The 18,542-nt window shown below is 37.2% G+C and carries 21 protein-coding genes; 3 read left to right on the top strand and 18 right to left on the bottom strand.

The window, feature by feature from the left end:
• The 5 genes from G610_RS0100945 to G610_RS0100925 all read right to left on the bottom strand — a co-directional run bounded on the left by G610_RS0100945 (position 1) and on the right by G610_RS0100925 (position 4,391).
• Positions 1–1,908, bottom strand: coding sequence for a DNA polymerase (locus G610_RS0100945; protein WP_026523277.1), 1,908 nt, complete (start codon positions 1,906–1,908; stop codon positions 1–3).
• A 64-nt stretch (positions 1,909–1,972) separates the two neighbouring features.
• Positions 1,973–2,521: a DUF2815 family protein gene (locus G610_RS0100940; RefSeq protein ID WP_334291298.1), complete on the bottom strand. Its 549-nt coding sequence runs from the start codon at positions 2,519–2,521 to the stop codon at positions 1,973–1,975.
• A gap of 15 nt (positions 2,522–2,536) precedes the next feature.
• Positions 2,537–3,670: a DUF2800 domain-containing protein gene (locus G610_RS0100935; RefSeq protein ID WP_026523275.1), complete on the bottom strand. Its 1,134-nt coding sequence runs from the start codon at positions 3,668–3,670 to the stop codon at positions 2,537–2,539.
• 9 nt (positions 3,671–3,679) lie between these two features.
• Positions 3,680–4,024 (bottom strand): hypothetical protein, encoded by a 345-nt coding sequence (locus G610_RS0100930; RefSeq protein ID WP_026523274.1) that lies wholly within the window; start codon positions 4,022–4,024, stop codon positions 3,680–3,682.
• Positions 4,025–4,118: 94 nt separating this feature from the next.
• A complete protein-coding gene (locus G610_RS0100925; RefSeq protein ID WP_026523273.1) occupies positions 4,119–4,391 on the bottom strand; it encodes a helix-turn-helix domain-containing protein in 273 nt (90 codons plus the stop codon).
• Positions 4,392–4,841: 450 nt separating this feature from the next.
• Between G610_RS0100925 and G610_RS0100920 the strand changes: the two genes are divergently transcribed.
• The 3 genes from G610_RS0100920 to G610_RS0100910 are packed head-to-tail and all read left to right on the top strand — an operon-like array spanning position 4,842 to position 5,998.
• On the top strand, positions 4,842–5,180 hold the full coding sequence (locus G610_RS0100920; protein WP_026523272.1) for a helix-turn-helix domain-containing protein: 339 nt from the start codon (positions 4,842–4,844) through the stop codon (positions 5,178–5,180).
• Positions 5,181–5,186: 6 nt separating this feature from the next.
• Entirely contained in the window at positions 5,187–5,774 is a 588-nt protein-coding gene (locus tag G610_RS0100915) for an ImmA/IrrE family metallo-endopeptidase (protein WP_026523271.1), read from the top strand.
• 29 nt (positions 5,775–5,803) lie between these two features.
• Positions 5,804–5,998, top strand: a complete 195-nt coding sequence (locus G610_RS0100910) for a hypothetical protein (RefSeq protein ID WP_026523270.1) — start codon at positions 5,804–5,806, stop codon at positions 5,996–5,998.
• Positions 5,999–6,109: 111 nt separating this feature from the next.
• On the opposite strand, the gene G610_RS0100905 is transcribed toward G610_RS0100910, so the two are convergent.
• The 13 genes from G610_RS0100905 to G610_RS21795 form a co-directional block, all read right to left on the bottom strand.
• Positions 6,110–6,511, bottom strand: coding sequence for a (deoxy)nucleoside triphosphate pyrophosphohydrolase (locus G610_RS0100905; protein WP_026523269.1), 402 nt, complete (start codon positions 6,509–6,511; stop codon positions 6,110–6,112).
• Positions 6,512–6,612: 101 nt separating this feature from the next.
• Positions 6,613–7,626, bottom strand: coding sequence for a DUF3427 domain-containing protein (locus G610_RS21800; protein ID WP_026523268.1), 1,014 nt, complete (start codon positions 7,624–7,626; stop codon positions 6,613–6,615).
• Positions 7,627–7,720: 94 nt separating this feature from the next.
• Complete coding sequence (locus G610_RS0100895) at positions 7,721–7,936, bottom strand: hypothetical protein (RefSeq protein WP_026523267.1); 216 nt, start codon at positions 7,934–7,936, stop codon at positions 7,721–7,723.
• 279 nt (positions 7,937–8,215) lie between these two features.
• A complete protein-coding gene (locus tag G610_RS0100885; protein WP_026523266.1) occupies positions 8,216–8,443 on the bottom strand; it encodes a hypothetical protein in 228 nt (75 codons plus the stop codon).
• Positions 8,444–8,470: 27 nt separating this feature from the next.
• A complete protein-coding gene (locus G610_RS23980) occupies positions 8,471–8,656 on the bottom strand; it encodes a type II toxin-antitoxin system HicA family toxin (protein ID WP_026523265.1) in 186 nt (61 codons plus the stop codon).
• A 16-nt stretch (positions 8,657–8,672) separates the two neighbouring features.
• Positions 8,673–9,002: a hypothetical protein gene (locus G610_RS0100875; RefSeq protein ID WP_026523264.1), complete on the bottom strand. Its 330-nt coding sequence runs from the start codon at positions 9,000–9,002 to the stop codon at positions 8,673–8,675.
• A 42-nt stretch (positions 9,003–9,044) separates the two neighbouring features.
• On the bottom strand, positions 9,045–9,386 hold the full coding sequence (locus G610_RS0100870) for a Smr/MutS family protein (protein ID WP_026523263.1): 342 nt from the start codon (positions 9,384–9,386) through the stop codon (positions 9,045–9,047).
• An 84-nt stretch (positions 9,387–9,470) separates the two neighbouring features.
• Positions 9,471–10,292, bottom strand: coding sequence for a hypothetical protein (locus G610_RS0100865; RefSeq protein WP_026523262.1), 822 nt, complete (start codon positions 10,290–10,292; stop codon positions 9,471–9,473).
• A gap of 231 nt (positions 10,293–10,523) precedes the next feature.
• Entirely contained in the window at positions 10,524–13,652 is a 3,129-nt protein-coding gene (locus tag G610_RS19165; protein ID WP_051197418.1) for a type I restriction endonuclease subunit R, read from the bottom strand.
• A gap of 31 nt (positions 13,653–13,683) precedes the next feature.
• Positions 13,684–14,397 carry a hypothetical protein gene (locus G610_RS0100855; RefSeq protein ID WP_026523261.1) on the bottom strand — a complete coding sequence of 238 codons (714 nt, stop codon included), beginning with the start codon at positions 14,395–14,397 and terminating at the stop codon, positions 13,684–13,686.
• 8 nt (positions 14,398–14,405) lie between these two features.
• Positions 14,406–15,584 carry a restriction endonuclease subunit S gene (locus tag G610_RS0100850; protein ID WP_026523260.1) on the bottom strand — a complete coding sequence of 393 codons (1,179 nt, stop codon included), beginning with the start codon at positions 15,582–15,584 and terminating at the stop codon, positions 14,406–14,408.
• Between the two features lie 23 nt (positions 15,585–15,607).
• Positions 15,608–17,107, bottom strand: coding sequence for a type I restriction-modification system subunit M (locus G610_RS0100845; RefSeq protein WP_026523259.1), 1,500 nt, complete (start codon positions 17,105–17,107; stop codon positions 15,608–15,610).
• 20 nt (positions 17,108–17,127) lie between these two features.
• Entirely contained in the window at positions 17,128–18,309 is a 1,182-nt protein-coding gene (locus G610_RS21795) for a restriction endonuclease subunit S (protein WP_051197416.1), read from the bottom strand.
• Positions 18,310–18,542 lie beyond the last annotated feature (233 nt).

Raw genomic sequence — 18,542 nt, 5'->3', positions numbered from 1 at the left:
TTAATCTTTCTGATAAAACTTACATTCAAATCCTGCGGCATTAAGAATCAGCCCTTTGGCCCAGGGTGGTACTTTTGCCATTAAACTGCAGACTTCATCCACAGTTACGGATTCAGGTACTTCACAAATTGCTTCATCATGCACATGCATTACTACCGGATACCCAGCATTCCAAAGCCTCATAAGTGCAGCTGCAAGGATATCTCTTGCAATGGCCTGTGTGATGTTCTCCACAAACTTCGGGCCATAAGACTCAATTCTCTCCCATTTATGGTTAGCAGCAACACCTTCATAACTAACGGATTCTCTGCCATATGAATTCATCGTTATTCTTGGCCTTGCGTAAAACATTGATCTACCGGAAGGAAGCTTTATTACAAGAAATCCTGATGCCGTATAAAAGGTAATCCCCTTTAAAGTAACGGGCTTCTTTTCCTTAATTGCAGAAATGACCGTCTTATCTACCTCCCACCAAAACTTAACAATATTCTTATTAGCTCCTCGCCACTTATCTACGATCTCCTGAAGGCTATCTTCTTCAAGCCCCATCTTTATAGCACCCATTGAAACCATAGCTCCTACAGACCCGCCATAGCCTAGAGCAAGCTCCGCTATCTTTCCAGACTTCCTTAAATGTCCGTTCTCACCATTCTTTACAACCGGCACATGAAACATCTGAGAAGCTGATCCACAATATATGTCTCCGTTTTCTTTAAATAGCTCCTGGCGCCACTTTTCTCCTGCAAGCCATGCAAGAGTACGTGCTTCGATCTGAGCGTAGTCAGCTACTACAAACTTCTTACCCTCTGCAGGGATAAAAGCAGTACGTATACACTGTGATAAAGCATCCGGAAGTGAGTCATATAAGAGTTCTACTGCTTCTGCATTCCCAGCTTTTACAAGAGAACGCTTAGCTTCATCTCCACTTGCAGCAGGCAGATTCTGCACCTGTATGAGCCTTCCTGCCCAGCGAAGGGTCCTCGTTCCTGCAAACTGCAAAAGGCCATGAGCCCTTTCATCGCTGCATCTGCAAGCTTCCATAGCCTGATACTTTTTAACTGATGATTTTGACAATAAGAGTCGCAGTTCCAACACTTCCTTCACATCACCTTCTGTCTTTTTAACAAGATCAGCTACTGCTTCCTTTGAAAGTGAATCTATTTCTATACCTTTCCCCTGTAGCCATTCCTTTATCTGTATTGGGCTGTTTGGGTTTTCTAATCCTGTCAGAACCTGGGCTCTAGCAAAATACCTATCTTTGCTCTCTTCATCCATCTTGATTGCATTTTTAACAAGTGTTTCATCAAGCCTTACTCCGAGATCATTAATACGCTGATCAAGGGCATATTCCTGCCAAACTTGATCAGGTACTGGAAACCTCATAAGCTTTTTCCCTATATCCATTTCAGTTTCAACGTCTCTTATGTTGTATTTCTTATATAAAGCCCATTCCTCTGGGCGATCCTTTGGCCATACCCTTTTTCCATTCTTATCCGGTATAGCAAAGAGCTTTATTAGCTTTTTACCTTCTTCTAGTTTTTGCCTATCAAGGCCAAGAACTGCTCCTACTGCTGCAAGAGAACCAGGGAGCGCCAGGTATAGAGAATGGACCATATTGCAATGCCACTGCTCTGGCGGTAGGTAATGCCCTAGGTACTTTGTAAGGCACACCCTCTCAAACATCGCATTGAAAGCCATCTTAATAATCTCCGGATCCTTAAGCGCTTGTAAAACTATATCCGGTAACTTCTCTCCTGAAGCAAGATCAATGCAGGTAACTTCGTCATCATTGAATGCGTATGCAAAAAGTGTTATGTCGAAATCCGGTGCCTCCACATACTTATGAACGCCTGCTTTTGTCAGATCGGTAGAGCTATACGTCTCAATATCTATATGTAAAGAGTCCATTTGTTTCCTTTCTTTATAAAAGAAAAGACCGGAATTAACCGGCCTTCCCATATATAATTTAAAATCAGTCAAGAAGTGACTCACCCTCATCATCACCAAAGTCATCATCTGCTGTGATATGACCTCCTCCAAGACTCTCACCATCTCTGATGAATTGGATGTTTCCAAGTGATGCAGCAACACCTTTGTTTCCATTGGTGTTGAAGGCATAAAACTGGATAGACACCTTAACATAGCAGCCTGAATAAATAGCTGCTGGGTCAAGAACGTTATGATCAGCATCAATTACCTGGGGCTGAGTCTTGTTGTTGCAGTTAACAAAGAAAGCATTCTCATAAGCCGGATCATCACGCTCAACATCACCATCTCTAAGAGGGAGCTTAAGTGCAGCCTTATTAGGCTTCTTACCTCCAAACTTTGAAATACCTGCTTCGATAGCATTATCGATTGCCTTGTTGATATTAGCTATTGTCTCCTTATCATCCTTATCAATAATTACAGAAACAGAGTACTTAGGATCGCTGCCATTGATTGACTGCGGTGTTGCCACGTGTACATAAGATGCTCTAACGGTGTTGGTCACCACTCTAACATTATTCATAATTTTGCTCATTATCATTTTCTCCTCTTATTCGTCAAATTCGTCTTTTACGTTTGTTATCATTACTTCCGGTCTTTTATCGCTCTCCAGCACGAGCGTGAGTTTTCCCTTTGGCTTTATTACATACTCTCCAAGGATTTCACCAAAGGCATCCTTTCCCATATACTTTTCCATACTGGAAAGTGACATAAGGGACTTATTATAGATATCAGAATATCCTGCTGCTAGGGCTGCTTCTTCAACCTTTTTCTCATCCGAGAATTTTCTTATACTTCTTCCTTCAACAACCTTAAAGCCAGGAAATTTCCTTCCTTCATCAATAGCTGCTGCCGTAGCATACGCCATAACATCAGCTACCCACTTGGAAAGTTCATCAGCTTTAAGCATCACCTCTGAAAGCTCATCATCAGACAAAAGTGCCGGTTTCTGAAACTCAAGTCTTGCAAGTGCGAGGAAAAATTCAGCCCTTGTTCTGCAGGTCTGCCTTGCCAAGCAAAATCTACACCACTTTCCTGCCTTAAACTCTCCTTCGCCTTTTGCCGCAAGCTCTGCTCTTGGCTTTAGTACGTTCATCGCCCAGTCCATGAGCTCACCCTTGGAAAGAGTCCACTCATCCACGTGATGGAGTCTTGGCTGGAATATGACCATAGTCACTTCTTCTATGTCATACAGACAATCGAAGATTTCCAAAGCTCCTATTGCATATACCTTCATTTGTGAATTCTCTGTAGCATTTACCTGCACGCCTCGGCCATACTTAAAATCAATAATGTAAAGCCTATGTTCGGATATAAGAATGCAGTCTGCAGTTCCAAATCCTCCAGGCGCGAACCTGCTATAGTCGATATGCTGCTCAATAAGGATTTTTGCATCAGGACTTTCCTCCTTAAGAGCTGAGAATGTATCCATGACATAATCTCTATAGTCATCTGTGCATTCCTCCATTTCATCTGTCCAATAATCTGATGAAGGTCTTCTTCCTGCTTTAAGCTTTGCTGCTTTCCTTACCTTAAACTCAGCAAGTGCATGTGCATCTGTTCCTTCTGCAGCAAATTCACTTATCGTATCTTCCATGTCAGCGGTAAGCTTTGCAGATGGCGGACAATTAAGCCATCTATCAGCACTTGATCCGCCAAGCATACTGTGAATCGTAGGTGCCATACTGCCTCCTTACTTAAGCTCTTTAGCTGCAAGGTATAAAGCTTCATAGTCACCTGTCTTAACAGCGGAAAGCTTCTCAGCCCCAAACTTGTGAAGAAGGTCTTTTACCTTCGCTGTAAGGCCTGCCTGTGACTTTTCTGCAAGGAGTGTCCTTATCTGTTCTATAGTTGGAGCGCTGCTTTCTGCCTCTTCCTTCTTTGACTTACCTTTTGGTTCAGCCTTTGTCTCTGCTTTTACTTCAGTGGCAGGAGCTTCCAATATCTGCTTTTCCATCTCCATAAGAATCTCTGCTGCCTTTGATAATGTCTTGGCCAACTCACCCAAAGTGGTCTTCTTTACCATCATCGCTTCCATAATTTTCCTTTCTTTCTGACATCAGCTGTGATAAACTGATGTAAATACGGGGATGATCATCTACAGAATCTTGCCGGATACTTGATGTTCATTCCTATTTTATTAGTTGCTTGGTATTATTTTTGTCAACTTTCTTGTGTTTTGATACCATATTGGAAAGTCTACGGTCAAAAAAAATAGCGTCGAACTCGCTAATAGTAAGGTCCAATTTTTCTGCCACGATAATCATTTCCTCGGCCTTAAACTTATTTGTTGGACTACATTCTTTATGACACATAGCTTTCTCGGTTATCCCAAGAGCGTCGGCAAGGTCCTTCTGACGAAGGTTTCTCTCCACACGCTTAGCCTTAAGCTTGCGGACATTCATTTTTTTACTCCTCCTTTCGATTTGATAATGTGATTATATTAAACCATTAGGTTAATTTCAATACACTTCTTATCCGTTTGGTTATATAAAATTATCGCTAAACGCACCATTAAGCCATTCTATGACATTTAAATTCTTTCCAATTATTTTCCAGTTTGACAACTATGTATAATTAAATTATACTTTTGGTAAATAACATATCGGTAATCCTCTTTTTTAATGATTAACTAAGGAAAAATAATAACTACATGATGCTAAAGAATATTTGCTAGAAAACTGTAGTGCATTTCCAATCGTGACACGATAACAAAGAAGGTTTGTGATTATTTACCGCGTTTTTTGGGAGTTTACATTTATAGGCGGTCGCTGAATCACATCATAAGTAAAACGGTGTAGCAATCAAAAATGCAGGCAGAGCAATGCAAATGATTAATGAAATGGAGAATGACTATGAATACTAATAAAGAATTGGGCCAGAGGATTGCCAATCTGTTAGTTGCCAATAACATGAAGCAAAAAGAGCTTGCAGATATTGTTGGCGTGACAGAGGTATCTATGTCTAGATATATAAGCGGCGATCGAATGCCAAAGGCTCCGATCTTAGCAAACATAGCTACAGCTCTACATACTACGGTTAGTGATCTTCTTGGAACTGAAGAAGCCGGTGATTTTGAAAGTGAATATTTAAAAATCCATCGTCTAATTGCTAGAAATGCAGAAAAGATGTCACCAAAACAAAAAACAGAGATCGTCAACGCTCTTTTTGAATCATCACAAAAGAAAGGATAATGATTCATGTATCTTCCAAACAAAGAGCGTTACGACGAAATTGAACAGGCAGTATATGAGATGTTAGAGGAGACCGGAATAAATACAATTCCTATTGACCCATTTGAAGTAGCCAGACGACTCAAATACGTCTTAGTTCCATATTCCTCACTTAAGAAAGAGAAATTCATTGAAGCAATAAATAGAAGTACTGACGGATACTCTGCAGTTGAGAAGGATTCTTCCGGCATGTACCACTACTATATATATTACAATGATATAGTAAAGACCACATGTGAAATGCGTCACATGTACTGGACCATAATGCATGAAATAGGACATTGCTATCTTGGCCATCATGACTTAACCGAAGAAGAATTACCAGATGACGTTGCTGAAGCAGAAGCTAATTATTATGCGAAATATACTTTTGCACCTACGCCTCTCATCAATGCCTATGAATGCAAAGATGCAAACGATATCGTTGATAAGTTTAACGTGTCATACGAATCTGCTGGTTACTTGTATCGTTCATACTGGAACTGGCTTCACAATGGCCCTATAAACTACTTGCCACTTGAGATAAAGTTCCTAAATTGGTTTTTGGCAGCATAATTACATTTTATGAAAGGAGGGAATTATCCATGATCAACATCATCAATTGTAAAAACTGTGGTAACAGCTATGGATATGAAATTTGGGGACCGGTTTTCCCTGGCGGAAAAGAGCTTGAAGAGGCCATTTGTCCATATTGCCAAACAGTTGGCTTCAAAAAAATGACCAGTCAAAATATCAGTTCTTTCAAAATCGATTCTAACGGAAATAAAATTGACGACTAACAAATAATCCGATGTTAACTACTCATAATAAGTAGCTAACATCGGATTTCTTTTAAGAATCACCTGGCTATCCAGAAATTTCTCAATCTATAACATGGGCATCATCGTTCTTTATATCATCCACTCTTTCATCACATCCCTTATCTCAGGAATTATAATCTTGTCTGCCGGCAACCAATCCACACTGTATATTTCATCAGCGGTAAGCCACTTTGCAGCCTCGTGCTCCAGAAGTGATAGCTTTCCTTTCTTAATCTCACACCAATAGCAATCCATACTCAAATGAAAAGTTGGGTAATCATACTCGATCTTATTTATATGCCTTCCGACCTCTATTTCTGTATCTAGTTCTTCTTTGATCTCTCTGACCAGCGCTTCCTGAGGTGTCTCACCATCTTCGATCTTTCCACCTGGAAATTCCCAGCCATCCTTAAACTCGCCATAACCACGCTGTGTAGCAAATATCTTACCTTGATGATATATTACTGCAGCAACTACACTAATTGTTTTCACACTTCAATCCTTTCTTACAATTTGAATATATCAACACAATAATATAATTGATTATTAGAAAAAGGTCTACAATAACATTCCTGTTATCGTAGACCCGCACCTTACATCATATAGTTTGTTGCAGTTAGCTCATTCCTATCTATTGGCCCTTTTTCAATATAAAATGATCCATTACCGGTTTTTAAATCAAAATTATAAAGTCTATACAAATAATAATGATCCGGATTATTCTCTGAAAACCTAACTTCACCTTCCGATATATGAAAACGGTTATTCTTTGAGCCTGAAGTGGTTTTCACCTCAATATATTTAAGCGTTCCGTCCACCTCATAGGACTGAATATCATACTTAGCAGTTTCCCCTATAGTATCCCTTGTGGCAACAACCTGACTAGCTAAATCTGCTCTTCCAGCCTGTTTAAGCTGTTCTTTCTCATAAGCAACCACAGCATCTTCGCCAACTCTTCCTTTAGTTGAATTCTTTTTTGCTTCACCTTGGAAGTCCACATTTTTCCCTGTAAAATCTCTATTCTTAACACCATGTGGCTTAACTCTGTTTGCAGGAGTCTTATCAAGAGTGAGCCTCCCAATAACCACTTCCGGTTCTGCTAAACCTTCTTCTTTTGAGATTACATGGCCTGCCTTTGTTTTTATTACAAGGTCAGGAAGTGCATACATCATATTAGTAAGCTCAAAGTCAATCATATGCCAAATAAAATATACCGGCTTCTCTTTATCAGTATCATGAGTGACATATTCAAGTGTGCCCAAGTAAGTATATGGATCACTATCTTTTGCTCTCAAAAACAGATATACATCGTTCATATCAGGATTGTGATTGGTAAGAGCTTTAATATATTTATGATCAAAGCCATTACTTGGCTGCGATTGCCAAGTAAAACTTCCGTCATCAAATACTTCTTCCACAAAATCATGTCCCGCTACCTTTTTACCGATAGTGACAAATAAGACATAATCTCCAGGATTATCTTTTAATCCAACGATTCCATGTAGACCCCAACTACCTGCCTGTGGTGTAAACTTAGTATTAGGCTCAAAAATATCATGAACATCCTGTCTACTGTATGCAGAATACAATTGCAGTTTTTTTGCCATATCAATCCTCCTTTAACTTTAAATCTTTGTTCTTAAAATAATCATTTGTCCATTCTTATCATTAATAATCTTCACCTTATCAATCATACCCTTATTAAACAATTGATTTTATAATAATTCTGTCTTCAATGATCTCATAATTGATCGACAGATCCCCTACTTGTCTGCTCTTTACCCCAGTAGATGAGATCCAGTCATCACCGTTTCTTATCTTCTCTATTATATAATTTACATATTGGCTTATTACTCCGTCTTTCTCAGCATCATCAGAATATACGGACCACGCCTGATCAGAAAACTGTATAAACATATTCATTTCTCCCTGTCATACTACTTCTTTGAGCATCTCTACTTTCTATTGTACTCACAAGCTGGGAATAACCCTTACAGCTTGCGAGCACAATAAGAATATAGAAATCAGGTCTCTACAGGAACTTTCCCTGTTTCAAAACCGTCGATGATAAGTCAGTCAACGGTCCCCATCTTATTCTTCTCATAAAGCTTTCTGAGAAGTTGATAATAAAAAACCAAACGTATAAGCTGTTTACTCATAATTCACAAACCTCCTTTCCCAGAATAATCAATCTAATCAATATTCATTTAAAATATCAATTTGGTTATAGGATGCCCAATCCCCGTGCACAGTAAGGTCTTCTTCTGAAACCTCGCCTACACGTATGTATTTATCATCATACAATTCACTCTTACACAAAGCATATTCATCCGCATCTTTATAGTTGCTAAAAATGCCCAAGACATCATACTCCTCTATTCCACTTTGTTTCACGAGCCCTGATTCAACTACATATTTATTCATATTGTTTGTCACCTCCTGTTACTCAAATTACACTACAAGTTCATATTCCTTTATAAGACGCTCCACAACCATCCTATTCGGATTCCTGAGATTTATACTCAGAGTTTTATTGCCATTTGAAAAAATGATGTGACTACCACGCTGCCTAGATCTCTGATAATTATTGTCTTTTAATAACTTTTCAAAATCCCTACCTGAATATATTCGTTTCATCGCGTCCCCCTTGCTTTTATCTCTGTGCGCTTACAAATACATCTATCATCTGTTCGAGTATCGGAAAATATTTTGCATACTCAGATCTTTTCGTATCCTCCATGCTCTCATATTCCTCAATTATTTCAGCCTCCTCATATATATTTTCAAGAAAGCTTTTTCTCGATACCATGTACAATGTACCCTCTGCCATGGAAACTGTAACATAAATGTTTTTAAAATTATCTCCATCATATCTGCTGATTATCATCTCGGCGTTATATCCACCCATACCAGCGCACCCAGTATCTACTACTGATGCTCCTTCAACTTCCTTGTATCCAGCTTCAATATTTGAAAATACCATATTATAAATCTCCTTTTCTTAATCACTGTTATTCATTACTCATCAATTAATTGCTACCAATGTTTCGCCTTCATTCCACCACAGTAAAGTTTTACTTTTTATTCTTGGACTGTTCAGATCATTGTGTATCATATCCCTTAATACTGTTCCGTGGTTATGCCCATGTACAAGATCAAGCTCAAATACTCCTTGACTTAACGCTATTAAGTTTTTAACAAATCTATATGCCTGCTTATACTTCATTTCGTGAAGATCCGCTTTAAGAACTACTTCATTGTTGCCCTCCTTTCTGTAGGAAATCCTGTCCATCTCTTCTTTTGTAAGAATCATTGAAAGTTTAAATTCAATCTCCTCTATATTATTTTTATTATCTCCATCCCTCATAACATACTCCTTTCATGTATATTTTTGAATGCTTTCAATATTCTTTTATTTTTTTACCGGTGGCGGTTAACCACCGGTTTTGTATCATATTATGTACATTTCCTTGCTTGTATCCTCTAAATCATAGTGTGACAAGTATGTTTCATCCAAAATCTTTAGATTGTCCACATCAATAAGTATTATTGAAAGCTCGCCCCTAAACGGCATCTTTCCTTTATACTTACTTATTTTTTCATACTGAAGCTTTGAATTCACTACCATAGATATCTTTTGATTAGGATTCGGAATACCCTTTATTAGTATTTTACCTAATGGTAATAAAACATTATGAGATCCTATCATCTTTCCTGGAGGGGCAAAATTAAAATCTAGTAGCCACTCATCTACTCCTCCGATTCCGGATGCTAATAAATATCTCACATCCACACGACCATACCCTCCATTATTGACACTTGAGTCATAATTTATATCCTGAGCTAAGACTCCATATCCCTTTTCAATAATTGCCTGGAGGAATACTCTCCTGCTCTTTTCTTCCATACTTATATATATCGAAGTATCTTTAGAAATTTGTCGTCCAACGCTTTCTCCAAGTGTACCTGCTTCACTTAATAATCCTGCATACATGGATATTCTATCCAACGTATCTGATTGATAGCCACATTCAATCATAAGCTCATCGTACCCAATTCCTCCTTGGGGTTTTGCTTCATCTTTCGTTATTTTAGCAACAATATCTGGTGTGGGTTTTACTTTTCCTCTACATATATAAGATAACGTTGAAGCATCTATTCCTGCATCAAGCCCGGCCTCCTTGTAGGATCTTTCTCCTACAATTTTTGTAACCATCTCTGCAATCTTCCTATTCTCTTCTTTTTCTATTTCGCCAGTCCTTTTTCTTCCCATATTAAATCCTCTTCATTTATATTATTGAACACTTTCAGTTTTTACTCTTTTAATTACCGACAAGGGCATTTCCTTATCGGTAAAATCATCATAACGCAAAAAATGATATGCGTCAATACTTTTTTTGAATTTGTTTTGCTTTATTTTTGAACCAATTCATTTATACATTATTTAACTCATGATCTCTCAGCAAAGAAATCTGTATCCAGCTGCATTACTTCGAAAATATTCTTATGCAGCCACAGCACTATGAAGAACGTTAACTATTGTAATCATCATAGGAAGATTCTCGCCAAACATATCGTTTAGGTCTATATCACTAAATGGCTCAGTATTTACCATATCCGATAATTCAATATCACCGTTCTCACGAACATAGTTTATTATCATATGGACAAATTCCTGCTGTTGGAGTGTAAGCACATTTCCTGACAGATACTCTCCAAATTTCTCATTTACAGCTTCCTGACTTAATCCTATCAAGCTTCTTACAAACGCAGCCAAATTATGAATATCTGTTGTCTCCTCGTACTCCTCCTGGGTTCCTAACTCTTCCCACAATATTCTTTCAAGTTCTTTGAGGTCATCATTATTGATCTTCTCAAGATTGTGTATCTTCTTTATGACCTCGTTATCTATATGATCCATAAGATAATCTATAACCTTTTCTCTATATGTTCTTATATCTATAGCTGTGCTATCTACTTTATAATCCGAATCAGTTATTGTATCCTTGATATCAATATCGTACGGAGGCTCCTTCTCAGTCTTAAGATTCTTCATTATATCCCTAAGTGATACTCGCATATTCTCGACTTCCATCACCCCTGGCTTTTCCCAAAACTGATCGCTAACTATTTTTTTCAACTCAGCCGCTTTATTAAGCACTTCAGGAATAGAAGCTTTTTCTCTCAGCAAATGCTGCGCCATAAGTCTAATATTTTTTACATCTTTAGCGACTTTAGCAATTGTTCCCATTGCTAAAATTGAAGCTTCTACCCTAAGCATGCGGAGATCAAATAGAAGTACGATACTTTCATCGTTCAGTCCACTATCTAAAAGTGGCGCAATATTGGCTTTTAATTGCTTAAGACTAACTGGAGACAAACTCTGCCACTCATCAATCTTACTATACTTGTCCACATACTGCATTTTTTCTCTAACAGAAATACGATTGTCATGACTTCTTACAACTGTCACATCCTGGTGAAGTTGAGCTTTTAATGCTTCATAATATTTTTTGCTTTCCGCATTTTCCTGATATTCTATCCTTTGTAAATCATGAAGAATCTCACATCGCGTATAAAATAGTTTTTGAGTAACGGATTCCGTGGGCCTATCAAGTATTCTTCCTTCAGGATTTTCTCCGAAGAATTCAAAATTCCCGCAATAATCAAAAATCAAAAAGCCGCTCTTATGTTTCCCCGGCCCATACAAATTAGGGCATAAACGTGTTCCGCGACCTATCATTTGAAGAAATCTTATTTTTGAGTAAACGGGTTTAAAAAATACGAGATTAAGAACGGACGTTACATCTATTCCAGTATCAAGCATTTCCACAGAGACAGCAATCCTAAAAGCATCATCTTCTTCAAATTTTATAATAAGATCATGTGCATATTTAACTTTATCATCAACAAGTTGACATGTATTGCTATCATATTGTGGATATAGTCTACCGAAACATTTTACTATCATATCAGCATGATGATGATCATATGCAAAAATGATTGTTTTTCCAATAGTTTCACCATTATTTATTCGTAAACCGCTATTCATAAGCTCCTGCAGAACCTGTTCACAAGTATTCTCATTATACAACTTACGAAATATTTCTGATTTTGGAATTATATACTTTGAATCAGGAATCTGTCCGCCAAAATACGTATCCAATTGTTCCCGAGCATCTTCTGATAATTTTTCATATGATATCCCATTTCTAATAAATAATGATTCCTTATTTATCACTTCATATCCAACCAAATACTTTTCCTTTATGGCAAGTTCTGTTGAATAATCGTATGTTGGTTCATCTTGTTCACATTCCAAAAGTTGATAAGTACTATGTCCTACCTCACCTCTTGGTGTTGCTGTTAGTCCTACTAAAAAGCTATCAAAATATTTGAATATTGCACCATATTTGTTAAATACCGATCTATGTGCTTCATCAATAATTATTAGATCAAACCGCCCTGTTCCAAACCGCTTATCCTCAGCATCGATATAGTTTATCATTGTTTGGTAAGTAGAAAACATAATACGTGCATTAAATTCTTTTTTTTCTTTATCCGACAAAACACAAATAGTCTGATTTAGATACTTTGCAAAATCACGCTTAGCTTGATTAACAAGTGGTACCCTATCTGCCAAAAATAGTACATTTTTAACCCAGTTATTTCGAGTAAGAACGTCTACCAAAGAAATTGCAATTCTAGTTTTACCAGTGCCTGTAGCCATAGCAAGAAGCCCTCTACGTTTCTTACCATTAAGCCTTTCGCACATAGCTGTAATTGCCATCTTCTGATAAGCCCTATTTGTTATTTCATCTCGTATTGTAAAGTCAGCTATAGCAGTCCTCTGTCTTTTTTGGAGTATAAGTTCTAACTCATCAATAGAATGATAAGCATACACATCTCTATCCGGATAAATTCCATCAATCATTCTTGTAAAGTAACCATTAGTATAATACAAGACCGGTTTATATCCATACTTTTTTTGCAGACAATCACCGTACAGATCAACTTGATGACGGCCTGTTTCTATACTCACAGAAGTACGTTTTGCTTCTACTACTGCAAGAGGTCTTCCATCACGCCCATATAGAACATAGTCACAATAACCTTCTTGCTTATTATTTGGCATGCCTTCAACATATATTTCTATGCACGCTTTTCCAGGCTGTATAAGATTGTCCTTTTCCAATACATCCCATCCTGCTTCCTGAAGATAAGCGTCTATGTAAATATGTCTAGTCTCTGCTTCAGACATAAAGGAAGCTTTACAGCTTCGCTCAGACTTCCCAGATTCTTTATCCACAATATACCCGATAATTGTTGCCATATTCTCCTCGGCAACCTTAATATCTTTCTTGCGGATATTTTTACCATGCTCAGCATTTTTCCCAAGCTTACGTACAAAATGGAGGCCCTGAATAACATCCATCTCACCAAAATACTCTAAAATTATCCTGTTATCCAAAAGTTCCAGCATCGTTGCAGTTTTAGGAACATCTACTTCATATTCGTCGAAAACATATGCAATAACATCGCCTAAGAGATTCCTGTACTCTTTTGCTCTATCAACTATATCCTCAGCTTTAGATAATCCCTTCAATTTGCTTTTTAATAATTCAATATCCATAGTTCTTTCTCCAGAAAGAATACTGCAAAAATTACAGTCTTTCTATTGCTTGCAAATCACTTTCCCGTTCATATTGCTTTACAAGATTCTCGTAATTAAAGAATTTGACATAAGGAGCAATATCCCTATAAATTGTGCGAGAAATTATATCATTAAACTGATTCCGTCGACTTTCATCAGCAACTATATAAAAATCAGCTCTAAAATCCTGAAGCTCATAAAATTTATCCAGGGAATTACTGATATTTGTAGAATGCTCCACTTCATAAAAGCGAAATGGCATATTCCGGTTATTAAACCATATAACATCTACGGTCCTTGCACGATTAGTAATACTGTCATATGAAAAATTTGGGAGCTCTGACTCTGTTGTTATCTCAAACAGCCGGCGTTCCAAAAACTTTTTGTTTTTGTCCTGATTTGGTACATAAGTCTTGAAACTATGCATATTTCCAAGTTCTACAATGATCCCCTGATAATATGAATGCGTAAATTGATCATCGCTCTTTTTATTATTTTCTTGAATATTAAACTTCCGAAGCACTTCATCTTTAAGTTCTGACAATGCCCAAAGACCTGGCTTGATCTTAAAAAACTCTTCATTTACCTGAACAATTCTTCTAATGCTTGCTTGTGGAGTATTTGTTCCCCACGAGCTAACGTCAACTAAATGATTGAGCTGATGAAATGTAGCATATCCGCCGTTACTTCGCATCGTTTCAATGACTTGTTGCTTTTGAGTCATATCGTCACCTATCCAAAATACTCTTGCATTAAGCTATCAAATAATAGCTGATCTTTTTTTAATGCTTTCTGAACTGCAACTTTTGATTTGTCGACTTGTTCTACAAAATCCGCGAATTGTTTCTGTAAATCTAATGGTGGCACCGGAATAATAAGTGTACCTAATATCTGCTGATTTAAGTTTTGTATATTAGCACCTCTACCAACCATTTTCTTTCTTATAGAATCAGCCTTCAAAACTCTGAGAAGATATGGAATTGTAATACCATCATCATGTTTTCTATACCTAATACAAAATCCGCTAAATGTTGTAGGTGTATTCCCTGGATAAACAGCTACACTTCTGCCAACCAAAGCTTTATTTCCATTAGATCTTACAAATACAATGTCATCATCCCTTAACAAATATTCCTCTGATGGTATCTCATTCAAAGAAACTGTTGGTAATAATTCCGTATTTGTAATAACTGAATAATCTTTAAAGTCTCCTACGCCTAAACAGTTTAGTTCTACTCCACTATCATCATAATGAAAATTCATTCCATTCTTGCAACTACCCATATCAAGAAATGGGCGAGTCTCCCAGCCTTTTTCATTCAAAACTGGATCGCCAAAGAGCTCGACAAATCGGGCTTTGATAAGCAGGTCAAGCAAGTCTAATTCACACTGCCTGTTATCTATTGCTTCCCTTACCTTGGCAAGCTTTTCAACAACAGCTTTCTGTATTTGCATATCCGGAAGTTCTATTTGGTACTCTCTCACACTTGCTGCTGAAAGATTAGGCTGTGAACTACCATTATTCGCCTTGATTAACTGCTCTTTTATCGACGGTGAATCTAACGAAAACATTAGGTAGTCACCATCAATTCGGTTATAATCGGGTCTTATTATTACGAGTGAGGACGCAATTGCTCCTTTAACATCATCATTAACAATAGCTTTTTTGCCCAGTGACCCTCTGAGACAGTAAAGTACATCCCCCTTAATAAACTTCCCCGAACTTAAACAATCATATTTTTCTTGAGAAATATAGTTCATTTCCTCAAAATCTATACCTCGTCCATTTAAATGCCCCGCATTCACAAATGGTATGTCCCCTTCATCAGTTATATCCGCTTGTGATGGGTAATTCTTTCCTCGATCTCCATTAATAAGTGTCGCTATATCTCCAAGTCTAACTTTATCCATCTATCATCCCTACAAATCTCAATTTATTTGCCAAGCAGTCTTCTAAGTTCATCAGTCTCTTGTTCTATCTGCTTATTAAGCTTTACAATTTCATCAAGGATTTCCTCTGTAGGCGGATATTCAATAGCTTCATATTCAATTTCCTTATACTTGTTTATTGAAAGATCATATCCATTATTTTTTATTTCTTCCTTGTCAACAAAGAAACTCTGCTCTGTTCTTGCTCTACTATTCTCCTCCTCAATATTATGAAAACGCCTAATTATATCTGGTATATCATTATCAGATATCTCACTTCTCTTATCATCAAGCGAATAACCATCCGCTTTCATATCATAGAACCAAACTTTGTCAGTCCCTCCATTATCTGTCTTTGTAAAAATTAGTATAGCTGTTGATACTCCTGCATATGGTTTAAACACACCTGAAGGCATAGAAATAACAGCTGTTAATTTTTGATTTTCAACAAGTTCCTCTCTTAAAGCTTTATGTGCCTTACTACTTCCAAATAGTACTCCATCCGGAACTATTGATGCACATCTCCCACCAATTTTAAGCATTTTAATAAACAGCGCTACAAACAACAATTCTGTCTTCTTTGTTTTGCATAGTGCAAGTAGGTCTTTACTAATATCCTCCTGGAAAACACTCCCCGTAAATGGAGGATTAGCCATTATCAGCGAATATTGTTCTCTTTCCTTATTATCCATAGAAAGTGAATCTTGATATGTGATATGCGGATCCTCAACCCCATGCAACATAAGATTCATTGCTCCTATTCGCAGCATAGATTGATCCGTATCATATCCGTTAAACATCTCAGTTTTAAAATATTTTTGATTATCCTTTTTCATCAATTCTGTTGATTGATGTTCCCCAACATATGCAGCCGCAGATAAAAGAAATCCTGCACTACCCATAGCGGGATCAAGAATAACATCCTTTAAGGTAGGCTGCATCAAATCCACTATCATAGCAATGATATGTCTTGGTGTCCTAAACTGACCATTTTCACCAGCAGCTGCTATCTTACCAAGAAGATACTCGTAGACATCACCCATGATATCTTTGTTATTCATATCCATATCATCAATGCCATCTACAACTTTAGCTAACACCTTTGGCGTAGGAATCATAAACACAGCATCTTTCATGTATCTGCTAAACGCAGAATCCTTTGCATCACTAATCTGTTTTATAAAGGGAAATACATATGTTTGAATATTCACTAGCATTTCACCAGGTTCCCAATTGTGAAAAGTACTCCAGCGCAAGTTGCTATACTCAGTTTCCACACGTGGTTCCTCACTGAGCACACAAATTCCATCTTTAAATACTTTATTATTTAACTGAACTCCCAAAATATTAGCATTCGCCTCGGCTTTAATTTGATTATCATCAAGCAGTTTCATAAACATCAAATATGTGATCTGTTCCAAAACTGTTATAGGACTAGTTATTCCTCCAGTCCATATAGTGTCCCACATTGAATCTACCTTATTCTTCAATTCTCCGGTAATCATTCTTTAGTAATCTCCTATTTTCATCCAAAATATTCTTGCATCAAACTATCAAACAATAATTGGTCTTTTTCCAAAGCTTTCTGAACTGCAACTTTTGATTTGTCGACTTGTACTACAAATTCAACATACTCTTCTTGTAATCCCATATCAGGAATGATTACTGGCATTTCTTTGAACTCACTCATATTGAGTCCTTGAAGCGCAATCCCTTTTGTTATTGCTTTAAGCCAGTCTTTGATGGGTTTCTGCGCGAACAATTCTTGCAAAAACCTTTGATTTACTCTTTTCTTATCTGTTACCAAAGGGACTATATTACGTCCTACATTGCAGCCTTCAAATTCTTCGTCGACCTGAAATGTTTCTCCAACAGATCCTCTTACAGTAATGAGTAGTTCGTTTCCTTTAAGAAGTGTCCGCTTATACTTATCTGAAATTTCTGGTAATGTTTTCTTTAGTTCTTCCCTCTTAGGAACATGTCCACCAGCAATATCTATAGGCCTAAAAACCGGAATACCTTCATCCACATCATCCCCGGTCTGAACTATACCGTATGTAACAGTCCTTCCAACTTCCAAAACACCTAGCAGGGTATCCATGTCCCAATGTTTATCATTTGTAACAGGATCACCAAAGAGCTCGACAAATCGGACTTTGATAAGCTCATCAAGGAGTTCCAACTCATTCTTCCTGTTATCAATAACTCCTTTCAGCTTATCCAATAAATCAGCTATTTCAGACTGATCATCCTTGGAAGGAACTGGTACTTCTACGTTTCTTACCATCTCACTATTGAGGTTATTAACAACTCCACCTACCGCCATGGATTTAAACTTCTCATAGGTAGTCTTGGAACTTAGATAATAGTACAAAAAACGCTTATCAAATAAATCATCATCGTCACGTAACACGAGCCATCCGTCATGTATACAACCATCTATCTGAAGAATATAAGGTCTGCCAAAGCTCATCGAATTTGAAAGTAAAAAGTCTCCAGGTTTAACATACCTAGATTTTTTCATACCCTCAGGTATTATTTTCTGTTCTGTTTTAGTGATATACATAGAGTCTGTGGTATCACCTATTTTTATCCAATTAATGCCATTTTCATCATCAGTAATAAATTTATCAATTGGTCTAGGTGATCCCCCTCGTTCTACAGTACATACATCACCAATTTTTCTATAATTCCATGATTTATCCATTAATCATCCCTACAAATCTCAAATTACTATCCTTTTATTATAATTTAATTATCATTACATTTACATTACTTCATTCAAAATATTTTACTTTACAGGGAATATCGCGCAAAGGTTCACCGGGAAAGTATTTTCTATCTTCTATAACATTTTCGCACAACTTTTTATTTTGAAATTTTCCAGATTTTGGAATGAAATTTATGTGAATATAGCCTTGTAACCCGTGTGTTTAGGCC

Origin of the sequence: Butyrivibrio sp. MB2005 (assembly GCF_000424285.1) — a bacterium.
In the GTDB taxonomy this organism is placed as follows: domain Bacteria; phylum Bacillota; class Clostridia; order Lachnospirales; family Lachnospiraceae; genus Butyrivibrio.
Note: the sequence above shows the minus strand (reverse complement) of the source record. Positions and strands in the feature narration are given on the sequence as shown.